This window comes from Streptomyces sp. NTD91, from assembly GCF_059510455.1.
In genome coordinates, this window is the sequence record NZ_JCAJZW010000007.1 from 96,475 (window position 1) to 117,275 (window position 20,801).

The 20,801-nt window shown below is 72.0% G+C and carries 19 protein-coding genes and 3 pseudogenes; 6 read left to right on the forward strand and 16 right to left on the reverse strand.

What is annotated here, in order from left to right; all coding sequences use genetic code 11:
* Window positions 1-187 precede the first annotated feature (187 nt).
* From AC5WRT_RS10705 to AC5WRT_RS10715, 3 genes are all read right to left on the reverse strand, one after another.
* Window positions 188-1,636: a GNAT family N-acetyltransferase gene (locus tag AC5WRT_RS10705; RefSeq protein WP_496092745.1), complete on the reverse strand. Its 1,449-nt coding sequence runs from the start codon at window positions 1,634-1,636 to the stop codon at window positions 188-190.
* Between the two features lie 403 nt (window positions 1,637-2,039).
* Window positions 2,040-2,870: an alpha/beta fold hydrolase gene (locus AC5WRT_RS10710; RefSeq protein WP_496092746.1), complete on the reverse strand. Its 831-nt coding sequence runs from the start codon at window positions 2,868-2,870 to the stop codon at window positions 2,040-2,042.
* Between the two features lie 367 nt (window positions 2,871-3,237).
* Window positions 3,238-3,606, reverse strand: coding sequence for a hypothetical protein (locus AC5WRT_RS10715; protein ID WP_496092747.1), 369 nt, complete (start codon window positions 3,604-3,606; stop codon window positions 3,238-3,240).
* A 320-nt stretch (window positions 3,607-3,926) separates the two neighbouring features.
* Here AC5WRT_RS10715 and AC5WRT_RS10720 point away from each other — a divergent pair, with 320 nt between their 5' ends.
* Window positions 3,927-4,688 carry a GntR family transcriptional regulator gene (locus AC5WRT_RS10720; protein WP_496092748.1) on the forward strand — a complete coding sequence of 254 codons (762 nt, stop codon included), beginning with the start codon at window positions 3,927-3,929 and terminating at the stop codon, window positions 4,686-4,688.
* A gap of 315 nt (window positions 4,689-5,003) precedes the next feature.
* Here the strand turns inward: AC5WRT_RS10720 and AC5WRT_RS10725 are convergent, their stop codons facing one another.
* On the reverse strand, window positions 5,004-6,158 hold the full coding sequence (locus tag AC5WRT_RS10725; protein ID WP_496092749.1) for an ROK family transcriptional regulator: 1,155 nt from the start codon (window positions 6,156-6,158) through the stop codon (window positions 5,004-5,006).
* Between the two features lie 98 nt (window positions 6,159-6,256).
* Window positions 6,257-6,445, reverse strand: a pseudogene (locus tag AC5WRT_RS10730) (response regulator transcription factor); the annotation flags it as partial.
* Between the two features lie 358 nt (window positions 6,446-6,803).
* On the opposite strand from AC5WRT_RS10730, the gene AC5WRT_RS10735 reads away from it, so the two are divergent.
* On the forward strand, window positions 6,804-7,244 hold the full coding sequence (locus AC5WRT_RS10735; protein WP_496092750.1) for a hypothetical protein: 441 nt from the start codon (window positions 6,804-6,806) through the stop codon (window positions 7,242-7,244).
* A gap of 4 nt (window positions 7,245-7,248) precedes the next feature.
* Here AC5WRT_RS10735 and AC5WRT_RS10740 read toward each other — a convergent pair whose 3' ends face one another.
* Window positions 7,249-7,641, reverse strand: coding sequence for a mismatch-specific DNA-glycosylase (locus AC5WRT_RS10740; protein ID WP_496100158.1), 393 nt, complete (start codon window positions 7,639-7,641; stop codon window positions 7,249-7,251).
* Between the two features lie 55 nt (window positions 7,642-7,696).
* On the opposite strand from AC5WRT_RS10740, the gene AC5WRT_RS10745 reads away from it, so the two are divergent.
* Both AC5WRT_RS10745 and AC5WRT_RS10750 read left to right on the forward strand, forming a co-directional pair.
* Entirely contained in the window at window positions 7,697-8,893 is a 1,197-nt protein-coding gene (locus tag AC5WRT_RS10745) for a tyrosine-type recombinase/integrase (RefSeq protein ID WP_496092752.1), read from the forward strand.
* 750 nt (window positions 8,894-9,643) lie between these two features.
* The gene (locus AC5WRT_RS10750) at window positions 9,644-10,255 is read left to right on the forward strand and encodes a tyrosine-type recombinase/integrase (protein ID WP_496100159.1); all 612 of its coding nucleotides are present in this window, start codon (window positions 9,644-9,646) and stop codon (window positions 10,253-10,255) included.
* 12 nt (window positions 10,256-10,267) lie between these two features.
* Here AC5WRT_RS10750 and AC5WRT_RS10755 read toward each other — a convergent pair whose 3' ends face one another.
* From AC5WRT_RS10755 to AC5WRT_RS10800, 10 genes and pseudogenes are all read right to left on the reverse strand, one after another.
* A complete protein-coding gene (locus AC5WRT_RS10755; protein ID WP_496092753.1) occupies window positions 10,268-10,570 on the reverse strand; it encodes a hypothetical protein in 303 nt (100 codons plus the stop codon).
* A gap of 144 nt (window positions 10,571-10,714) precedes the next feature.
* Window positions 10,715-10,882 (reverse strand): annotated as a pseudogene (locus AC5WRT_RS10760) (uracil-DNA glycosylase family protein); the annotation flags it as partial.
* Window positions 10,879-12,321: an adenylosuccinate lyase gene (gene purB / locus AC5WRT_RS10765; protein ID WP_496100160.1), complete on the reverse strand. Its 1,443-nt coding sequence runs from the start codon at window positions 12,319-12,321 to the stop codon at window positions 10,879-10,881. The gene purB and the pseudogene AC5WRT_RS10760, both read right to left, overlap by 4 nt.
* Before the next feature lie 197 nt (window positions 12,322-12,518).
* Entirely contained in the window at window positions 12,519-13,307 is a 789-nt protein-coding gene (locus AC5WRT_RS10770; protein WP_496092755.1) for an SGNH/GDSL hydrolase family protein, read from the reverse strand.
* Window positions 13,308-13,369: 62 nt separating this feature from the next.
* Window positions 13,370-14,389, reverse strand: a complete 1,020-nt coding sequence (locus AC5WRT_RS10775; RefSeq protein ID WP_496092756.1) for a hemolysin family protein — start codon at window positions 14,387-14,389, stop codon at window positions 13,370-13,372.
* Window positions 14,386-15,729, reverse strand: a complete 1,344-nt coding sequence (locus tag AC5WRT_RS10780) for a hemolysin family protein (RefSeq protein ID WP_496092757.1) — start codon at window positions 15,727-15,729, stop codon at window positions 14,386-14,388. Before AC5WRT_RS10780 ends, AC5WRT_RS10775 begins: the two co-directional genes overlap by 4 nt.
* A 153-nt stretch (window positions 15,730-15,882) precedes the next feature.
* A complete protein-coding gene (locus AC5WRT_RS10785) occupies window positions 15,883-16,308 on the reverse strand; it encodes a GNAT family N-acetyltransferase (RefSeq protein WP_496092758.1) in 426 nt (141 codons plus the stop codon).
* 67 nt (window positions 16,309-16,375) lie between these two features.
* A pseudogene (locus tag AC5WRT_RS10790) lies at window positions 16,376-16,593 on the reverse strand (LLM class flavin-dependent oxidoreductase); the annotation flags it as partial.
* A gap of 89 nt (window positions 16,594-16,682) precedes the next feature.
* Entirely contained in the window at window positions 16,683-19,253 is a 2,571-nt protein-coding gene (locus tag AC5WRT_RS10795; protein WP_496092759.1) for an ABC transporter permease, read from the reverse strand.
* A 4-nt stretch (window positions 19,254-19,257) separates the two neighbouring features.
* Entirely contained in the window at window positions 19,258-20,064 is an 807-nt protein-coding gene (locus AC5WRT_RS10800; protein ID WP_496092760.1) for an ABC transporter ATP-binding protein, read from the reverse strand.
* A gap of 118 nt (window positions 20,065-20,182) precedes the next feature.
* On the opposite strand from AC5WRT_RS10800, the gene AC5WRT_RS10805 reads away from it, so the two are divergent.
* A complete protein-coding gene (locus AC5WRT_RS10805; protein ID WP_360146770.1) occupies window positions 20,183-20,422 on the forward strand; it encodes a toxin-antitoxin system HicB family antitoxin in 240 nt (79 codons plus the stop codon).
* 4 nt (window positions 20,423-20,426) lie between these two features.
* On the forward strand, window positions 20,427-20,801 hold the full coding sequence (locus AC5WRT_RS10810) for a fic family toxin-antitoxin system, toxin component (RefSeq protein WP_496092761.1): 375 nt from the start codon (window positions 20,427-20,429) through the stop codon (window positions 20,799-20,801).

Genomic DNA, 20,801 nt, shown 5'->3' on the forward strand with positions numbered 1-20,801 from the left:
CGTGCTGCGAGCGGCCGGGCCGGCACGCGGGGCGCAGGCACTGGACGTGTCGAACGGGGGCTCCGATGGCGCTGACGCGCCTGGTCGTCGGCGCCCCAGTGCCGCTGGCGGGCGCACGCGAAGGCCGGTCACCGCCGTGCTGCGAGCGGGCGTGCCGCGGGCCGGCCGCGGCACGCCTAGGGGCCGGTCAGTCGCGCTGCGCCGTGCCGCCGAAGTGGCGCAGGGCCGGGTGGTGCGGCGCGCCGGAGGGGACCGGCGCGGGGTTCAGACGGGCGGTGATGACCAGCGTGCCCTCCTCTATCTGGTAGTCGAGGGGCAGCCCCAGGCCGCGCATCGCGGCGACCATGCCGGTGTTGGACGCCTGCGTCACGGCGTACACGCTCTCGCAGCCGGCCTGCACCGCCATCGCCACCAGCCGGCCGAGCAGTTCACCGCCGATGCCGCGCTGCTGCCAGTCGTCCTCGATCAGCAGTGCCACCTCGGTCTCGTCGCCGTCCCACAGCAGATGCCCGAGACCGACGATGCGGCCGGATTTGGTCTGCGCGGCCAGCGTCCGGCCGAAGCGGGGGCTGAGCAGGTGGTTGAGATAGCGGTCCGCGTCACCGACGGGGCCGTGGTAGCGCAGGCTGAGGGTGCGCGGCGAGCACCGCTCGTGCATCTCCTTGGCCGCGGCGAGGTCCGCGGTGTCGGCCCGGCGGACAGTGATGTCGTTGCCCTCGGGCAGCGTGAGCACGTCCTTGCCGCGCGGGATCCTGGGGCCGAGCCGGTTGTCCAGCTCGACCAGCGCCCGGGCCCGCGCGAACTCGGTGGGGGTGAACGGCAGATACGGTCGCTCGACGGTGATCACCCCGCCCTCCGGCGCCCGCAGCCGCATCACGGTGTCCTCCAGCACGCCCTCGACCGGCACCGGTTCGGGCTCGAGGCGTCCGGTGACCGGTGTCCGGGGCAGCGAGCGGATGGTGCAGCGGCCGAGCAACTGACGTAGTGCCAAAGGCAGTTCGGCGGCGTCCAGCGCGGTGCGGGCGGCCAGCCCGAGCACCCGCGTGGGGGCGTCGACGAGGTCGTGGGCGTCGGCCCGTTCGATCCACGTGGAGGCGCCACCGGCCTGCGCGACGGCCCGGGTGATCTCCGCCGCCGGCAGCGGACCCGGAGCCCGCAGCAGGAACTCGTCGACGGTGCCCTCGGCGAGCGGGTGCGCCTGGAGGCTCAGGATGTCCACGTGCCGCTCGGCCAGCGCCGCGCACAGCGCCGCCAGTGATCCCGGCTCGTCCTTCACCGTCGTCCGCATCCGCCACAGCACACCGGTTCCGGACACGTCGTCCGAGCCACTGCCCGGCTGTCCGGCGGGCCCGGCCGGCCGCCTCTCGGCGGCCGGCCGGGCGCCGGTATCACCTGCGGGCGGTGCGTGGCCGTGGCGGCGTGCCCACCAGAGGTGGAAACCGGCCGTCGCGGCCAGCGCCAGCGCCGAGATCACCAGGAGGGCGGGACCATCGGGACCGTGCCCGATCAGGTTCGCCACCGCGTCGGCGACCGCCACCGCCGTGAACAGGGCGGCGAGCTCCACGAGGTCGCGCCGCCAGTGGTGCACGGGGCGTCCGTGCCTCGCCCGGGTCACATCGGACATCTCTGCAGTCATGCAGCCACTGTGAAGGAAACGTGTTGCGTGATCACGAACGCTTTGTGACCGATGGGTAAAGCATGCTCCGTGCCCTTTGTCCAATTTTCTACGGTCGTCCGGCCCCGCACCGCCGGACCGCGAACAGCCTGCCCGCGCACCCCCGGCTCCAGATCGTGGCGTTGTCGTCATCTCGTGATCGCATCATACGAAAACCGTAGAGGCGACCACTGACAATCGGTCCGATCTGCGAAGACGGCGGTGGAGCAGCGGAGTTGACGCCCCGTTCCGTGGGATGACGCCGCCGCGACGCACGGGTGGGGGATGCGGGACCGGCGGCGGGGCCTGAGGGAACACGGCTGCCCGACCGGGTGTGCGGACGAGAACCTGCCGGTCTTCGTCCGGGGTGCCGGAAGCGGGCCGCTCAGCGGCTGCCGTCCAGGATGACCCGTGCCACCAGTGCCGGGTCGTCGTTCATCGGGCAGTGGCCGCAGCCGGGCAGCCGTACCAGCCTGGCGTGCGGGATCATCTGCTTGGCCCGCACGCCCTGGCGGCGCACCAGGAGCCGGTCCCGGTTGCCCCAGGCCACCGTGACCGGCAGGCCCGGCAGTTCGTCGGTGAACCGCACGGTGGTGCCCGCCCGCAGTGTCGCCTCGAATCCGGTGGCGCCCACCAGTGCGAGGGTCTCGGCGACCACGGCCTGCGGGGCGCGGCGTGCGGGACGGGCGTAGATGGTGCTCGTCAGTGCGGTACGGCCGGCCGCGGTGCGTGACAGACGCTCCACCATCGGCAGCGGGAGCCGCTGGGCGATGCCGCGCATCGCGAGCAGCACCGCGAAGGCGTACCGGCGTTCGGCCTCCGTCCAGAACCCGGCGGGCGAGAGGGCCGTGACCGACCGTACGAGCTTCTCCCGGCCCAGCTCCAGGGCGAGCAGGCCGCCGAGCGAGTTGCCCGCGATGTGCGGCCGGTCCAGCCCCAGCGTCTCGAAGAGGGCGCCGAGCACCGAGTTGGTGGTGGGGAGGTCGTAGGCGAGGCCGTCGGGCAGGGCCGGGGACGCGCCGAAGCCCGGCAGGTCGACGGCGATCACGTCGCGCTCGGTGGCGAGGATGTCCACGACCGGGTCCCAGGCCTGGCGGTGGTGGCCGATGCCGTGCAGCAGAACCAGCGGCTCGCCGTGTCCCACGCGCGCGTAGGACACGGACACGTCCTTCGGGCCGTGCGGGGCGGGGACCTTGAAGGAGACGGTGGCGGACATGGGGAAGCTCCTCGTCTGGGTGCTGACGGACGCCGTAGACAGCTTGTCAGCAATTGCTACCGGCCGGTAGCCCCTCGCGGGAGTACGTCGCCCCCGCTGCCCCCAGTCCCCGCGGCGCACCTGGACGGCGAAGTCGGCGTTCCCGAACTGTCGCATCAGGGTGATCCACGGCGGCAGTTGACATCTCCGTCGCCCGCGAGGGCCGGGTCCCGCCCAGGTACAGCACCCGATCCCCCGGCCACCCGGACTCCCCGAGCAGGACGACCACCTGTTCCTTCGCCCCGCCGTCGCCGCACGCGAAGCAGGTGGTGCGCGCCGGAACCCGGCCCCGATCCATTCACCCGGCAGTTGACCGTGTTCAGCGCCTTCACCACGCGCGCGTACGGTAAGGCCTGCTGGATCCGCTCGCCGACGCTGTCCGAGTCGACCGGGTCCAGGCGCGGCCGGCCGTCCTCGAACGCCGAGGGATCAGGATCGTGCCGTCGAGGTTCTCGGCACCGACCGCCCACAGGGCGTCGAGCGCCACCCGGCCGCCCACCGCGTTGACGACCGCCTCGGCCGAGGCGGCCGCCTCCGCGAAGGTGCCCGCGCGGGACCGCTCCGCCGAGGCCGTGGCCCACTCCGGCGCAGCCGGGTTGTCCTTGCCCCGCGAACCGAGTGTGACCTCGTGTCCCAGCTCCACCAGCCCGCCACCCGGCGTGCGGCCCACCTCCGTCCCCAGCACCGCGTACCGCATCGGCCATCCCCGGATCACCGGCCGCCCCCCGGCGGTCCGCGGACATCGTGATCCGGGCCCACCACAGGACGGACCGATTCCGGGCGGACGCCCCCGACGCGCGCCGGATCCGACGGGGGCTTTGCAGTGACGTCACCGGGGCCGCCGTCTGCGAACGCCTCATGAACGCTCCGCGGCAGGCCTGCCGTGCGGTGCCCCGGCGATCGAGGATTGGTCTTGACCAAGGGTGCGGGCCGCCCTATGGTCGCAGAGAAGTGCAACAACCTTTAATAAACAAGGGCGCCAAAAGCCGCCGGACCACGGCTCATGCGGAGGACAGGGTGGGGACCACGCAGCTGGAACCGGTGCCGGAACCGAAGTACTGGCATCTCAAGACCGTGCTCAGCGAGGCACTGGACTCCGAGTTCTCGGTCGGCGAGATCCTTCCCAACGAGCGGGACCTCGCGGCGCGATTCGGGGTGGCCCGCGCCACGCTCCGCCAGGCCCTCGAACAGCTCGAGCTGGAAGGCCGGCTGCAGCGCCGCCGCGGCGTCGGCACGACGGTCGCGCCGCCGCGCGTGGGCGTGGCCGTCGGCACCGAACGGCAGGTCTGGCCGGGTGCCGCCTCGGATGCCTGGCAGCCCGTCGACTGCGACCAGGAGGTGCCGCCCGCCGCCGTCGCCGCGGCCCTGGAGACCGGGGCGGACGAACCCGTGCACGTCGTGCGCCGCTCCCGGATGTCCCACGGCCAGCGGGTCGCGACGGAACTGCTCTACGTCCCGGCGGCGTCGGTGCCCGAACTCACCGCGATCGACGCCCCCTCCGGCCCGGCACGCGCGCGTGCGGTGCTGCGCGAGCTGCAGCACCCGACGCTGGAGGGCCAGGACCGCGCCGTCGAACTGGGCTCCGCCCGCGCCGACGACGCCAAGGACCTCGACCGGCTCCCCGGCTCGCCCGTCCTCGTCGTCACCACCCGCTTCTTCGCCGAGGGCCGCACCGCCGCCCTGTCCGTCGCGACCTACCGCGCCGACACCTGCCGGCTGACCTTCGGCGACTCGCCGGAGGTGGAGATACACCACGACCCGGAGCGCCGGGCATCCTGACGCCGGCTGCCTCTCGAGCGTCGGGCGGGGCCACTCGCCCGGGGTGCGGGGCCGCGTCGGATGTGCGGCTTCGCTGAGTGGGCTCGGTCGGCCATGACGGATCCTGGATGCGTGCCCGGGATCGTGCTGCGCGGCTTTCCGTGGCTCCGGGTCGTTCCGCAGGGTGGGGCGGGGCAACTCGTCCGGGGGTGCGGGGCTGCGTCGGATGTGCGGCTTCGCTGAGTGGGCTCGGTCGGCCACGACGGCGCCGCAGTGGCAGGACGACCCACCCGGCACGGCACCCAGCTCGGCGCCGCGCCGTCGCACGGCCAAAGCTCAGCGCCGCGTCACCGTGCCCTCCACCGCGAACAGTTGCTCCTCGACACGGTCCAGGGCCAGGCGCAGCGCCCCCGTGGCCACCACCGCCTCGCCCAGCAGGGACAACGCCACCTGGGGCGGACGCAGACAGTAGCGGGCCAGTTCGCGACGCAGCGGCTCCAGGACGCCGTCCAGGCCGGCTGCCCAGCCGCCGATCACGACCAGCTCGGGGTCGAGGGCGAGCACCAGCGCGGCCACGTCGTGCACGAGTCGCTGGATGAACCGCTCCACGGCCGCCCGCGCCCGCTGGTCGCCCTCCCGGGCCAGCGCGAACACCTCGGCGACCGCCTGTTCGTCGAGCGGATGCAGCGGCTCGTCGGTGGTGGACAGCAGCGTCTCCGGAGTCGCCTCCCGCCCCAGCAGATGCAGCGCGCCGATCTCCCCGGCCGCTCCGCCGTAGCCGCGGTGCAGCCGCCCGCCGATCAGTGAGCCCGCGCCCGGGCTCAGCCCGGCCAGCACGAACACGACGTCGTCCGACTCGGTGGCCGCGCCCTTCCAGTGCTCGGCGACGGCCGCCGCGTTGGCATCGTTCTCCACCAGCACCGGACATTTGAACGAGCGGCTGAGCCGCTCGCCCAGCTTCAGGCCCGTCCACTGCGGCAGCGCCGTGCTCAACCGTACCGTGCCGTCGGCCTCCACGATCCCCGGCGTCCCCACGCCCACGGCCCGCAGCGAGCTGCGTGCGACCCCGGCCCGGCGCAGCAACTCCGCGACCGCGCCGCGCAGCCGGTCGAGCCGCTCGTCCGCCGGGGCCGTCTCGTCGACCTCCTTGGCCTGCGCGCCCAGCACCCGTCCGTCCAGGTCGGACAGCAGCACGGCGACCCGGTGCGGCCCGATCTCCAGGCCCAGCAGATGCCCCGCCTCGGCCCGGAACCGGAACCGGCGCGCGGGCCGCCCCTGCCGGCGCGCGGCGCCCTCGTCGGCCGCCGTCTCCACGACGAGCCCGCCCTCGATGAGCCCCTCGACCACGCCCTCGACGGTCGGCCGGGACAGTCCGGTCACCCGGGTGATCTCGGTGAGCGTCGCGCAGTCCGTGGCACGCAGCGCGCGCAGCACCACCGCGGAATTGATCCTTCGCAGCAGCGAGGGATCGCCGCCGGTCAGCTGCGCCACCGTCCGTCCTTCCAGCTCGCGGGCGTGTTGGCCGGATCGTACTCGGCCCGGGGTACGCCCGGCGAGTACGGGCCGAGCGCGGCACAAGCGGCCCACGCCGGCTCCACGAGCCCCGACGCGTACGCCGCGGTCACCGCCTGGACGCGGTCCCGCTCGGCCCGCACGGCGCTCACATGCCACTTCACGGTCTCCTTGCCGACGACCGACCGGGCGGCGATCTCCGCGTTCGGCAGCCCGCGGGCCATCAGCCGCAGCACCTCGCCCTCCCGCTCGCTCGGCCGGGCCCGGCCGCCCGGCCGCAGCACCGGCGGGGGACAGCAGCCACTCGCCCTCCGCGGCGTGGGGCGAGGGTCCGCGCACCGCGGTCGGCTGCGGCCTCTGCCACGCGCTGACGGCTGTGCTCGCCGCCGTGCTGCTCCGAGGGGTGGCGCCGCCGGGCATTCTGGTGCCGTTCCGGCTCATCGCGTCCTTCGTCGGCGCCGGCATGTGCGGCGGTGTCACCGGCCCGACGAACTCACCGCGCCGGGGACGGCGGCCGCCCTGGCGGCGGGAGCGCGTACCGCGTCGGAGCGCCCGTGCCCGACGAGTGCCGCGCGGACTCTGACGGCCCGCCAATTGTCAGTGGGGGCGGGTTTACTGGATCACATGGGCATCGAGAAGTACCTCGCCGTCACCGACCTGCTGTGCTCACGGGAGTTCCCCGCCGAGGACGGCAGATCGGACCTCGGCATCGCCGGACCCGGCTACCACACCGCCGAGTTGGCGTCCAGCCAGGGCACGCGGGTCGCCGACGCCTCGATGCGCGAGCAGGCGGAGGAACGCTTCCACGAGGAGCGGGAGGCGCTCGCCGGCATCCTGACCGAGCGGTGGGGCGCACCGTCCCCGATGGGACTGCAGACGATACGGCTGCGCACCGCGACGGAGGACATACCCGAGCCCTGGGCCCGCCTCAGCCACCTCATCGCGGACGCGTACGTCTGGGAGGCGCAGGAGTGCGGCCGCTGGATCGTCCTCGGAGTCGCCGCCCGCGATCCCGCCGACGAGATCCAGCTCCTGCTGACCACCACCGAGACCGATCCGCCCTGACCCGCTACGCCTTCGCGGCCCGACGCAGCCGGGCGAACTCCTCCGCCATCGTCGCCGCCGTCCAATGTGCGTTCAGGCCGCTCGGGTTGGGAAGCACCCACACCCGGCTCTCCCCGATCGTCCGCTCCTGCGGGCCCACCCGTGCGGTGCGGTCACCGAACGCGGCCCGGTACGCGGTCACCCCGACCACGGCCAGCCATTCCGGCCTCAGCTGCGTCACCTTCTCGGCCAGCAGCAGCCCGCCTGCCACGTACTCCTCGACGGTCAGCTCGTCGGCCCGCACGGTCGCCCGCGCCACGACGTTCGTGATGCCCAGCCCGTACGACAGCAGTTCGTGCTGCTCGGCCGGCTTCAGCAGCCTCGGAGTGAAGCCGGACAGGTGCACAGTTATCTGCACTACGTCTCCTCGTTGGTCTTGGTGCTGGTACCCGAGATCAACGAGGAGAGTGCAAGTGGACCTGCGGCATGAACTGATGGAGGGGCGAGCGGACATCCCCCGTGTCGGGACGGTAGTTCCGGCGAGGAGGGTGCACCCTCCGTACATCGTCCTCAACGGGTACGACGACGAGATCGAACCGGCCACGGCGTACCTGCGGGACCTGGCCCTGCACGACAGTAGCCCGCTGACGGTCCGCAGCTACGGGTACGGGCTGCTGCGTTGGTTCCGCCTGCTGTGGCTGCTCGGGGTCGGTTGGGAGAGGGCGACCGAGGCCGAGACGGCGGTATTGGCCGGGTGGCTGCGGACAGCGCCGAACCCTCAACGACAGCGCAAGTCGGCTGGTGGCCCGACTCCGGGCTCGATGAACCTGCGCACTGGGAAGCCGGTCCTGAGGGTCGGCTACGCGCCACGAACGATCAACCATGCCTTGTCGGTGGTGAGCGGGTTCTACGAGTTCCACGCGCACCAGGGCAATGGGCCGGTCACCAACCCGGTCCCGGTCTCCCCGCAGCGGCGCCGTGCCCTTGCCCATCGCAGCCCGCTGGAGCCAAGGCCGGTGCTGGGCCGGGCCCGGCTGCGCCAGAAGGTGGCAGACCGGCCGCCGCGGTCGATCCCTGATCACTTGTGGGACGAGCTGTTCGAGCGCATGGGATGCGAACGCGACCGCGCCCTGCTGGAGTTCTACGTCACCAGTGGGGCCCGAGCCGAGGAATTGCTCGGCGTCGGCATCGGCGACCTGGACTGGGCTGGCCAGCGCGTGTACGTGATCTCGAAGGGGTCGCGGGAGCGTCAGCCTGTTCCGGCCTCGCCACAGGCGTTCGTGTGGTTGGCCCGCTACCTCGACGAGATCGGCACCCCGCCCTCGGACGAGCCTTTGTGGCGGACTCGCCGAGGGGCAGACCGGCCATTGTCTTACTGGGCGATGCGGCGCATCATGCAGCGCGCCAACGATGTGCTGGGCACCAACTGGACGCTGCACGACCTGCGGCACACGGCCGCGAGCCGTATGGCCAACGGCGACAAGCTCACGCTGCCCGAGGTGCAAGCCATCCTGCGGCACGCCAACATCCAGACCACCAGTCGCTACCTGACGGTGCGCGTCGAGGAGCTTTTCGACAAGCTCACCGAGCACTACAACAATCCACGCGTCGAACGGAGCTACCCCACCGGCTACAACGTCGACGACATCGCGGCGGTGTTCGGTGCCTAAATCCCGACTCAGCACCACCACGGGGGCCAGCCGACGGCACGGCCCGGTTGCCCAAGGTCTCGACTTCGCCAGCCGATTCGTCGGAGGGGCCATCACGCCTGAACCGGCCGTCGCTGCAGCCCCGCCCCGTCCGCACGGGGACCTCTCCACGGCATCCGTCGCTCACATCGGTCGGCTTGCCGCCACGGTCTGGATGGACGCGTGCCGGGTGACCCGAAACCAGCGAGCACAGGCCGCCCAATGCGTCCTGGAATACCTGCTCGACTTCCCTGGTCGTACATGGCAGGAACGATGGGACGCCAGCCCCATCGGGCAAGGACTGATCGCCGCGAACACCCTCGGAACTCGACGTTCCACCGGCTTGGCCATCACTCCGGGGGTCCGGGCGCTCTACTGCCCTCTACTGCCTGCGCGTCATCCAGCCGACCCTTGTCGCCTTCCGGCGCAACGTGTTGCACAGCTTCGCGCCGATGTTCGTCGCCGCCCAGGACGACCCGCTTCTGGACAAGTACGCCGCGCAGGTTCAAGCGCAGCCGATGCGGCACATCCACCGTCGAGAGGCTATGTCTGGGCTGTGCACTCTCCTCGCGGTCCAGGGAGTGGCACTAGGCGATGTGACGGCGCAGGCGGTTCTGCACTTCACTCAGGAGAACCGCCGGGCTCGCAGTGTCCTGCAGCCGGGGAACAAGGTGGCGAACCGGCTGGTCCGGCACCACGCCCGCCGTGTTCTGCACAGGCACCATTCAGGAGATGATCAGTCGACGCGGGCAGGCCCTCGCCGAAGCCCATCCGGGGTTCCGTGGATTGAAGTTCACCCCACACGACTTCCGAAGGATCTTCGCCACCGAACTCGTTAACAGCGGTCTGCCGATCCACATCGGAGCGGCCCTGTTGGGTCACCTCAACATCCAGACCACCCGTGGTTACGTCGCGGTCTTCGACGAGGACGTCGTCCGCCACTACCAGGAGCATCTGCACCACCGCCGCCAAGTCCGGCCCGAGGGCGAGTATCGCGACACGACGGACCAGGAATGGGGGGAGTTCGAGGAGCACTTCGACCGACGCAAGGTTGAACTCGGCTCGTGCGGACGCCCTTACGGCACCCCTTGTCAGCATGAGCATGCCTGCATCCGCTGCCCGATGCTCCACATCAACCCGAAGATGCTCGAACGCCTCGAAGAACTCGAAACCGACCTCCTCGCCCGCCTCCGGCGGGCTGAGGAGGAGAACTGGCTCGGGGAGGTCGAAGGCATTAACCTCACGCTCACCTTCCTCCGCGCCAAGCGCGAGGAAACCCGCCGACGAACCCGACGCCCAGCGGTCGACCTGGGTATCCCCAGTGCGCGCAAGCACCGGACGTGACCGCGTCGGATCTCAGTACCGGAAGCTGGCGTCCTCTTCCGAGAGGTAGATCATCCACGGTCGGATCGTCTCACCACCGCGCACTGGTCGAAGTTCCACGCCCAGGTCGCGGACAGCAGCGATGGCACCGGCCATTTCGATGGGGAACTGCCGTCTTCTGGCCTCCTCTTGGGCGGCGAACAGCGCACTCAGCTCATCCCAACCGGCACCTGGAACAAAGCGGCAGCGGAACCACGGCTGATCAACGCTCACGTCCGTGAGGACGCCGATCAACGAGTTACCATGCCAGACCTCGTATGCCGCTGTGTCCTGCACTACCCCTCCCAGTCCCACCCGCTCAGATCCTGCCTTGCAGGACAACCTGCCGAACCTGTCTTCAGCCTGCAACACGTCTGATCACGAAGATTTCTTGCGGACTCGAATGCCCACCCTCACTCAGTCGAGTGAAGTGCAGAGAAGCAGCACCGGCCAGAAGCGGTTGCCGGGGCGAGCGAAGTGGTGGCCGGTCGCCGCCGTCATCAGGCCCGGGTTGATGCCGCAGAACAGCACACGAAGGCCGTCCGCGACCACGTCCGGGACGAGACGGTCGCGAGCGGCCTCCAGGTCCGCTTTCGTCAGGCGCGTCAGAGGATCGCCCCGGGGGTGTACCCGGCGGCCTCCGGGCGCTGCTTGACGATCTCCTCGATCCGGCCGGCCACCACGCCGACCTGGTCGGCCGCCGCGCCGGTGAAGGACAGCTTGTCGGCCATCAGCGCCGCCAGCCGGTCGTGGTCGAGCGGCAGGCGGTCGTCGGCGGCCAGCTTGTCGAGCAGGTCGTTGCGTTCGGCTCCCTGCTCGCGCATCGCGAGCGCGGTGGCGACGGCGTTCTCCTTGATCGCCTCATGGGCGAGCTCGCGGCCCACACCGGCCCGCACCGCGCCCATGAGGACCTTGGTGGTGGCCAGGAACGGCAGGTAGCGGTCCAGTTCGCGGGCGACGACGGCCGGGAAGGCGCCGAACTCGTCGAGCACGGTGAGGAAGGTCTCCAGCAGACCGTCCAGGGCGAAGAAGGCGTCCGGCAGCGCGACCCGGCGCACCACCGAGCAGGACACGTCGCCCTCGTTCCACTGGTCACCCGCCAGCTCGCCGGTCATCGACGCGTAGCCGCGCAGGATGACCATCAGGCCGTTGACGCGCTCGCAGGAGCGGGTGTTCATCTTGTGCGGCATCGCCGAGGAGCCGACCTGGCCCGGCTTGAAGCCCTCGGTGACCAGCTCGTGCCCGGCCATCAGCCGGATCGTCTTGGCCAGCGACGACGGCGCCGCAGCAAGCTGCACCAGCGCGGTGACGACCTCGTAGTCCAGCGAGCGCGGGTAGACCTGCCCGACCGAGGTGAACGCCTGCGCGAAGCCCAGGTGCCCGGCGATCCGCTGCTCCATCTCGGCGAGCTTGGCCGCGTCGCCGCCGAGCAGGTCCAGCATGTCCTGCGCGGTGCCCACCGGGCCCTTGATGCCGCGCAGCGGGTAGCGGCCCAGCAGCTCCTCGAGGCGGCCGTAGGCGACCAGCAGTTCGTCGGCGGCCGTCGCGAAACGCTTGCCGAGGGTGGTGGCCTGCGCGGCCACGTTGTGCGAGCGGCCGGCCATGACCAGCTCGGCGTACTCGCCGGCCAGCTTGCCCAGGCGCGCCAGCACGGCCACCGTGCGGTCGCGCATCAGCTCCAGCGAGAGCCGGATCTGCAACTGTTCGACGTTCTCGGTGAGGTCGCGGGAGGTCATCCCCTTGTGCACGTGCTCGTGCCCGGCGAGGGCGTTGAACTCCTCGATCCGCGCCTTCACATCGTGCCGGGTGACCTTCTCGCGCTCGGCGATCGAGGCCAGGTCGACGGTGTCGAGGACACGCTCGTAGTCGGCGATCGCCTCGTCCGGCACCTCGATGCCGAGGTCCTTCTGGGCGCGCAGCACGGCGAGCCAGAGCTGCCGCTCCAGCCTCACCTTGTGCTCGGGGGACCAGAGCGTGGCGAGCTCGGCGGAGGCGTAACGTCCGGCGAGGACGTTCGGGATGCGAGGCTTGGCGGGCGCAGAAGTCACGTGTCCAGATTCTACTGGCGGTTCGTGCAGGCCGGCGCCACGCCCCGGTTCGGTGGAAGCTACGAGACCCCGGTCACCCTGCTGGGGCCTGTCGTCACATCTCCGTCGTCACCCGGGACAGCAGACGTCCAGCCAGGGCCTCTGTGACCATACGCGTCGTTGCCCGAAGCCCGGCAGGGAATTGTCAGACAGGCCCTCTAGGCCCGGCCCTCGTACGGCAGCAGCTCCGGGCGCTTGGGCGGGCGGCCGTCCCCGGAGGAGCGGCCCGTGAGGCGCCTGCCTATCCAGGGCAGCAGGTGCTCCCGGGCAAAGCGTAGGTCCGCTACCCGGCGCGTCGGCCAGCCCGGCGGCAGCGTGGCCGGCATGGGCACATGCCACGCGGTGTCCTCCGGCTCGTGACCGAGCGCCTGCCAGACCGCCTCGGCGACCCTGCGGTGCCCTTCGGCCGTCAGATGCAGCCGGTCCACGTCCCACAGCCGGGGGTCGCCCAGTGCGGGCGCCCCGTACAGGTCGACGACGACCGCGCCGTGCTTGCCGGCCAGTTCGTCCACGCAGGCGAACAGCTCTTCCATGCGCGGCCGGAACCGCTCCAGCACCGGGCCCCGGCGGCCGGGGCTGCGCATCAGCACCAGCTTTTCGCAGGAGGGCGCCAGCCGCTCCACCGCCTCGGTCAGCAGGCCTGTGACCCGGCCCATGTCGCACTTGGGCCGCAGGGTGTCGTTGAGCCCGCCGACCAGAGTGATCACGTCGGCGTTCATGGCCGCCGCGACGTCCACCTGCTCCTCGACGATCTGCCCGATCAGCTTGCCGCGCACGGCCAGGTTGGCGTACCGGAAACCCGGCGTGCGGGCCGCCATCCGCGCGGCGAGGAGGTCGGCCCAGCCGCGGTAGGAGCCGTCGGGCAGCAGGTCCGACATGCCCTCGGTGAAGGAGTCGCCGACCGCGACCAGGCTGCTGTGAGCGGGAGGTGTGGGATTCGTCTGCATGGCGTGAGCGATGGTATCCCGGCTCCATACCCGCCGGTCGGTCGCCCGGGGGACATCCGGTGTCATCCGGGTGCGGGCTGGCCGAACAGCTGCCGCAGGACGTCCTCCATGGTCACCAGGCCGGCCAGCCGGCCGTCGTCGCCGAGCACCGCCGCGAGATGCGTACGGCTGCCCCGCATCGCGGTGAGCACGTCGTCCAGCGGGGTCCGCTCCCGTACCCGCGCGATGGGCCGCATGTCCCGCAGCCGGAACGGCATGTCCCGGGGCGAGGCTTCCAGGGCGTCCTTGACGTGCAGGTAGCCCACGATCCGCCGGCCCACGTCGACCACCGGGAACCGGGAGAAGCCCGACTCGGCCGACAGCCGCTCCAGCTGTTCCGGGGTGACGCCCATGCGCGCGTACACCACCCGCCTCAGCGGTACCACGACGTCCCGCACCGGCCGGCTGCCCAGCTCCAGGGCGTCGTGCAGCCGCTCCTGCGCCCGGTCGTCGATGAGGCCCGCCTGGCTGGCGTCCTTGACGATCTCGGCGAGTTCGGCGTCCGTGAAGGTCGCGGAGACCTCGTTCTTCGCCTCGACCCTGAGCAGCTTCAGCAGCCCGTTCGCGAAGGCGTTGACGGTGAAGATCACCGGGCGCAGCGCCTGGGACAGCGCGACCAGCGGCGGCCCCAGCAGCAGGACGCTGTGCACCGGTTCCGCGAGCGTGATGTTCTTCGGAACCATCTCACCCATCAGCATGTGCAGATAGGTCGCCAGCGCCAGCGCGATCACGAACGACACGGCGTGCCCCGCGCTCAGGGGCACGCCGGCCGCGTGGAACACCGGCTCCAGCAGATGCGCGATCGCCGGCTCGGCGACCACACCGAGGACCAGCGTGCACAGGGTGATGCCGAGCTGGGCGGTGGCCAGCAGCGCGGAGACGTGCTCCAGGCCCCACAGCACGGCCTTCGCGCGCCGGTCGCCCTCCTGGGCGAGCGGCTCGACCTGTGAGCGGCGTACCGAGATCAGCGCGAACTCGGCCCCGACGAAGAAGGCGTTGACGACGAGGGTCGCCAGTCCGATCAGCAGCTGTACGGCGGTCATCGCGCCCCCTCCGCGGTCTCGTGGGGCCGCTCGTCGTCCAGCGGCGCGTGCAGCAGCACCCGTGCCGCGCGGCGGCCCGTGGCGTCCACCACGTCCAGCCGCCAGCCCGCGACCTCGACCGTGTCACCGGTGACCGGTATCCGGCCCAGCAGGGTCGCGACCAGGCCGGCCAGGGTCTCGTACGGCCCCTCGGGCACCCGCAGTCCCACGCGCGCGAGCTGGTCGGTGCGGGCGGCGCCGTCGGCCGAGTACAGGGCCCGGCCGCGCTCGTCCGCCCCGGCGGGGGCGAGGTCGGGCGTCTCGTGCGGATCATGCTCGTCGCGCACCTCGCCGACGACCTCCTCGACGATGTCCTCCAGGGTCGCCACACCGGCCGTGCCGCCGTACTCGTCGATGACGACGGCCATGGTGCGCCGGCCGCCCAGCCGGTCCAGCAGCCGGTCCACGGTCAGGGACTCGGGGACCAGCAGCGGCTCGCGCATCACCTGGCCGACCGTGCGGTGGCGCCGCTGGTCGGCGGGGACGGCCAGGACGTCCTTGATGTGGGCGGTACCCACCACCGAGTCGAGGGTGCCCCGGTAGACGGGGAACCGGCTCAGCCCGGTCGCGCGGGTCGCGTTCGCCACGTCCTCGCAGGTCGCCTGGGTCTCCAGGGCCACGACCTGGACGCGCGGGGTCATCACGTTCTCCGCCGTCAGATCGGCCAGGTTCAGCGTGCGTACGAACAGCTCGGCGGTGTCCGGCTCCAACGCGCCCTCCTTCGCGGAGTGCCGGGCGAGCGCCGCCAGCTCCTGGGGGCCGCGCGCGGAGGCCAGCTCTTCGGCGGGCTCGAACCCGAGCCGGCGCACGACCCGGTTGGCCGCGTTGTTCAGGTGCGCGATGAAGGGCCGGAAGGCCGTGCTGAACCAGCGCTGCGGGTTGCCGACCCGCTTGGCCATGGCCAGCGGTGCGGAGATCGCCCAGTTCTTCGGCACCAGCTCGCCGACGACCATCAGGAACACCGTCGACAGGGCCGTGCCCAGGACCAGGGCGGCCGTGCCCGCCGTCGCCCCCGCCAGGCCCATTGCCCGGAAGGGGCCGGTCAGCAGCTTGGCGATGGACGGCTCGGCGAGCATGCCGACCACCAGGTTGGTCACGGTGATGCCGAGCTGGGCGCCGGAGAGCTGGAAGGTCAGGTTCCGTACGGCCTTCAGGGCGCCCGCGGCGCCGCGCTCGCCGCGCTCGGCGGCCCGCTCCAGCTCGCTGCGCTCCACAGTGGTCAGCGAGAACTCCGCCGCCACGAAGGCGCCGCAGGCGAGCGACAGCAGGATCGCCACCAGAAGCAGGAGCACTTCGGTCATCGCGTCACCCCCGTCCCATGATCGGACAAGGCGCGACAGGATGCGCGGTGGCGCGAACGAGGAGACTCGCCCATGGGCGGACGCTCACAACCTTTCATGGAGAGCCGAGTACTCCCTCGATGGTAAAGGATGGGCAAAGGCTGCTCGGCGCCCTCAGCCGGTGAGCGGCTTCACCCAGCGCCGCCAGTGCTCCTGCGCCTCGTACCCGGCGGCGCCCCAGGCGCGGTGCGCGGTCTCGTTGCGCACCAGCACCATCGCGTCCGCACGCCGGCCGCCGAGCCGTGCGAACCGCTCCTCTGCGGCGGTCAGCAACGCCGAGGCGATGCCCTGCCGACGTCGCTCCGGATGCACCGCGAGCCGGTACAGATGGCAGCGCCAGCCGTCGAACCCCGCGATCACCGTGCCCACCAGCTCGCCGTCCAGCTCGGCGAGGATCAGCGCCTGCGGATCGCGGGCGACCAGTCGTTCCACTCCCTCCCGGTCGTCGCTGATACTCGTGCCCTCGGCGGCCGTCTTCCAGAAGGCGAGCACGGCGTCGAGATCATCGGTGAGAGCGTGGCGCATCCGCAGATCAGTCATGTGATCATCGGACCATCAGGGGTCGCCGTCCGGGAGGAATTCCATCATGCGGACTCCTCACGCAGCCGCTCCAGAAGTGGGGGGTGAGCACGAACGTGCCGAGCCGGGGCCGCTGCGTGGCCTCCGCCGCCGCGACCAGCGCCGGGAACGGCGCGGGCGCGCCCGGTGATCCGGCACGAGGATCACGTCGTAGCCAAGCTGCCCGGCGCGCCGGCACGCGGCGCGCCGCTCGGCGGCGGGCGCGGGCATGAGCAGGTCGACCCCGAAGCGGAACGGCCACGCCATGAACTCTCCCCGGCCTTCCTCGAAAGACGGTGGCTCGAGGCGGTACCCGCGATTCCATCACGTCGGCGCGGAAGCGCGGCAGAGCGCCGTCACTCGTGGGCGATCGCCGCCAGCACGTTCATCCGGGACGCCCGCAGCGCCGGCAGCAGCGCCGCCACCACGCCCACCACCGCCGAGCCGATCACGACCCCGACGATGGTGCCCCACGGGACGGCCAGCACCGTCAGCCCGCGCAGCGCCAGCACCTGCTGCATGCACACCCCCCACACGAGCCCCAGCGCCAGCCCGAGCACCGCGCCGAACACCGCGATCACCACCGACTCCAGCCGAATCATCCGGCGTAACTGCCGCCGACCCAGCCCGATCGCGCGCAGCAGCCCGATCTCGCGTGTGCGCTCCACCACCGACAGGGCGAGGGTGTTGACCACGCCGAGCACCGCGATGACGATCGCCAGCCCGAGCAGCGCGTACACCAGGTAGAGCAGGACGGCGATCTGGTCGTGCACCAGCTTCTTGTAGTCGGTCTGGTTGCGGACCTGGACCTGCGGGAACGGCTTGAGAGCGCGTTCCAGCCGGGGCCGCAGGTCCCGCGGCCCGGTGCCGGTGGCCGCGTTCACGAAGAGGGCGGAGTCCTCGGCGCCCGGCGCGTACTTCGTGAGGGTGCCCAGGCCGAGGAACATGCCGCCCTCGGTGCCGAAACCCTGCGCCGTGTCCTGGTCGGTCAGCGCCGCCACGGTCAGCTCGGCGTGCAGGCCGCCCGGGAACTCGGCCGGGAGGACACTGCCCACACGCACACCGTGGTCCCGGGCGAAGTCGGCGTCCATGGCGAGGTGCCCGGCCGCCAGCGCGGCCGCCGAACCGCCCCGCGCATACGTGATGTGCACGACGTCGTCGAGCCCCGGTCCGTACCCGGCGGCGGTGGTCTGCACCCGCTTGCCGTTCGGCAGCCGTACGGCGACCCGGGTGAGCCGCTGCGCCACGACGAGCCCCACACCGGGCGTGCGGGTCACCGTGTTCCGCACCTGACCGGTGAACGGCTGGAAGTCGGTGTTCTGGACGATGAAGTCGGCGCCGAGGGTCCTGTCGATCTGCCGGTCGAACGACGCCGACATCGAGGTGCTCGCCACCGACATCCCGCCGACCAGGGCCAGCCCCACCATCAGCGCAGCGGCGGTGGCGCCCGTACGGCGCGGGTTGCGCAGGGCGTTGCGCCGGCTCATCAGGCCCACCGGGCCGAACAGGGCGGGGAAGGCGCCGCCCAGCACCCGGATCACCGGCCGCACGAGCAGCGGACCGGCGACGACGGTCGCGACCAGCGTCAGCGCCACGCCGACCGCCAGCAGCGAGGCCGCCTGCGCGGTCCTGGTGGCCGCCGCGCATCCGGCCAGCGCCGCCGCCCCCGCCGCCCCGATCAGCGCGCCGACGACCGCCCGCACCTTCAACGGCTTGCCCGCACCGGCGACTTCGGCGTCCGTGAGAGCCGCCATCGGAGAGACGGAGGCCGCGCGCCGGGCGGGCAGATAGGCCGCCACGAAGGTGACGCCGAGACCGACGACGTAGGCCGCGACGGGCGTGCCCCAGCCGATGACCATCTCCGTGGCCTTCAGGTTCGTCCCGAACGCGCTCATCAGCCGGATCAGCCCTGCCGCCAGCCCGATCCCGGCGGCGAGCCCGAGCGTGGAACCCACCAGGCCGAGCATCAGCGCCTCCGTGAGCACCGAGTGCCGCACCTGCCGCCGGTCCGCGCCGAGGGCCCGCAGCAGCCCCAGTTCACGGGTGCGCTGGGCGATCAGCATGGAGAAGGTGTTGACGATGAGGAACACGCCGACGAGCAGCGCGACACCGGCGAAACCCAGCATCACGTACTTGATCACGTCCAGGAACGTGCCGAGGCTGGCCGCCGCCGACCTGGCCTGTTCGCCGGCGGTCTTCAGGTCGTAGGAGCCGGTACCGACCGCCTGGGCGACCCGCCGTTTGAGCGCCGTGTCCGACACGCCCCTGGCCGCGTCCACCGCGATGCTGGTCGCTCTGGAGGCCGAGCCGAGCAGTTCGCGGCCCGCCACCGCCGGGTCCAGGAAGACCAGGGCCGATCCGGGGTTGGTGGTGGTGAACGCGGCGATGCCGACGACCCGCGCCCGGAACGTGCCGGGCTGTGCCTGCACGGTCAGCGGGTCGCCGATGTCCACGTGCCTCTTGCGGGCCGTGTCGGCGTCCAGCAGCACCTCGCCGGCGCCGTGCGGCGCACGGCCCGAGGTGAGCCGCACCGAGCTGTGGGGCGTGACGTACCAGGCCATCGCGATGGTCGGGGCGCCGGTGGTCGGCCCCACGGACCTGTGGTGACGGTCGACCACGACGGCGTTCTGCACCGACACCTCGGCGCGGGCCGCCGCGACCCCGTGGACCTTCGCCACGCGGTCCCGCAGCGCCGCCGGCAGGGTCTGCACCGAACCGCTCACCCGGGCCGCCGTCAGGTCCTGCCGCTTCGGCAGGACCGTCACGTCGGCGGCGGTGGACGCGAACAGCCGGTCGAAGGTGCGGGCGACGGTGTCGGAGAAGATCAGGCTGCCCGCGACGAAGGCCACGGAAAGGACCACGGCCAGCGCGGACAGCGCCAGCCGCCCCTTGTGCGCGAGGAAGCTCCTCAAGGTCGCCCTGAGCACCCGGTCAGTCCTCTCGGGTGGTGCTGTCGTCGCCGTCGCCGAGCCGCTCCCGGACCACGTCGAACCGTTTCATGCGCTCCAGTACGGCGTCCGCCGTCGGCCGTTCCATGTCGTCCACGATGCGCCCGTCGGCCAGGAAGAGCACCAGGTCCGAATGGGCGGCGGCACCCGGGTCGTGGGTGACCATGACGACCGTCTGTCCGAGATCGTCCACCGCGCCGCGCAGAAAGCCCAGCACCTCCAGACCGGCCCGCGAGTCGAGGTTGCCGGTCGGCTCGTCGGCGAAGATCAGCTCGGGCCGGGAGGCCAGCGCCCGCGCGCACGCCACCCGCTGCTGCTGACCGCCGGAGAGCTGGGCGGGCCGGTGCGAGAGGCGGTCGCGCAGGCCGAGCCGGTCGATCACCTGGTCCAGCCAGCGCGGGTCGGGCCTGCGGCCCGCGATGTCCATCGGCAGGGTGATGTTCTCGGCGGCCGTCAGGGTCGGGATCAGGTTGAACGACTGGAACATGAACCCGATCCGGTCCCGCCTGAGCCGGGTCAGCTCCCGTTCCCTCAGCCCCGTGATCTCCGTGTCGCCCAGCCACACCTGGCCGGCCGACACCGTGTCGAGCCCGGCCAGACAGTGCATCAGCGTGGACTTCCCCGACCCCGAGGGCCCCATCACCGCGGTGAAACGGCCGCGTGCGACGTCCACGTCCACCGAGTCCAGGGCGATGACGGCCGTCTCGCCGGAGCCGTACGCCTTCGTCAGCCCGCGGGCCCGGGCCGCGACGGCGTCGTCCGGCGCGTGCCGCGCAGCAGGTGTGGACAAGAACAGCCTCCCGGTCGCCTGAACCGCCCGTCCCGGGCGAGCGTAGGGGACAAGCCGGCCCGGCGCAGCGGTGCCATCCGCCCTTGCCTTGCTAGCACTTCGCCGCTAGCGTCGAAGCATGGCGAAGACCCAGCTGAACGTGCGCGTGGACGAGGGCACCGCCCGCGCGGCCCGCGAACGCGCCCTGGCCCGCGGCATCAGCGTCAACCGGTACATCGAAGAGCTGGTCCGACAGGACACCGGGGAGGCCGGCCGCACGTTCGTCGAGGCCGCCGCCGACTTCATGAAGCAGTACGAGTCCGTCTTCGCCGAGGAGTTCGCCGACACGCGCGGCACCGGCACCGGGGACGGCCGCTGATCCCTTGAACGAGTTCAGCATCGACCTCGCCTGGCTCCTCATGCTCGCCGAGCAGAAGACCCCCGGGGACCCGCAGGTCACCGACTGGGGCGCGCTCGTGGCCGCCGTCGCCCGGCACCGCGCGGAGATATTCGGCGTGCCCGTCTACGACACCCCGCACGCCCGCGCCGCCGCGCTGCTCCAGCTGCTGATCCACCTGCCGGCGCTGGAGCGCTCCAACGCGCTGTTCGCCTCGGCGGTCGCGTACGCCTACCTGGTCGCCAGCGGCGAGAAGGTGGCCACCAGCGCCGAGCAGGTGCGCGACCTCGCCCGCCTCGTGAAGGAGGGCGCGGCCGGCGTGGACGACATCGCGCGGGAGCTGCGGCGCTGGAGCCTGTGA

Coding starts and splice junctions, on each gene's coding strand:
- AC5WRT_RS10750 (WP_496100159.1), top strand. CDS start 9,644: ATGATCAGTCGACGCGGGCAGGCCCTCGCCGAAGCCCATCCGGGGTTC.
- AC5WRT_RS10805 (WP_360146770.1), top strand. CDS start 20,183: ATGGCGAAGACCCAGCTGAACGTGCGCGTGGACGAGGGCACCGCCCGC.
- AC5WRT_RS10705 (WP_496092745.1), bottom strand. CDS start 1,636: ATGACTGCAGAGATGTCCGATGTGACCCGGGCGAGGCACGGACGCCCC.
- AC5WRT_RS10710 (WP_496092746.1), bottom strand. CDS start 2,870: ATGTCCGCCACCGTCTCCTTCAAGGTCCCCGCCCCGCACGGCCCGAAG.
- AC5WRT_RS10735 (WP_496092750.1), top strand. CDS start 6,804: ATGGGCATCGAGAAGTACCTCGCCGTCACCGACCTGCTGTGCTCACGG.
- AC5WRT_RS10785 (WP_496092758.1), bottom strand. CDS start 16,308: ATGACTGATCTGCGGATGCGCCACGCTCTCACCGATGATCTCGACGCC.
- AC5WRT_RS10770 (WP_496092755.1), bottom strand. CDS start 13,307: ATGCAGACGAATCCCACACCTCCCGCTCACAGCAGCCTGGTCGCGGTC.
- AC5WRT_RS10715 (WP_496092747.1), bottom strand. CDS start 3,606: ATGCGGTACGCGGTGCTGGGGACGGAGGTGGGCCGCACGCCGGGTGGC.
- AC5WRT_RS10780 (WP_496092757.1), bottom strand. CDS start 15,729: ATGACCGAAGTGCTCCTGCTTCTGGTGGCGATCCTGCTGTCGCTCGCC.
- AC5WRT_RS10775 (WP_496092756.1), bottom strand. CDS start 14,389: ATGACCGCCGTACAGCTGCTGATCGGACTGGCGACCCTCGTCGTCAAC.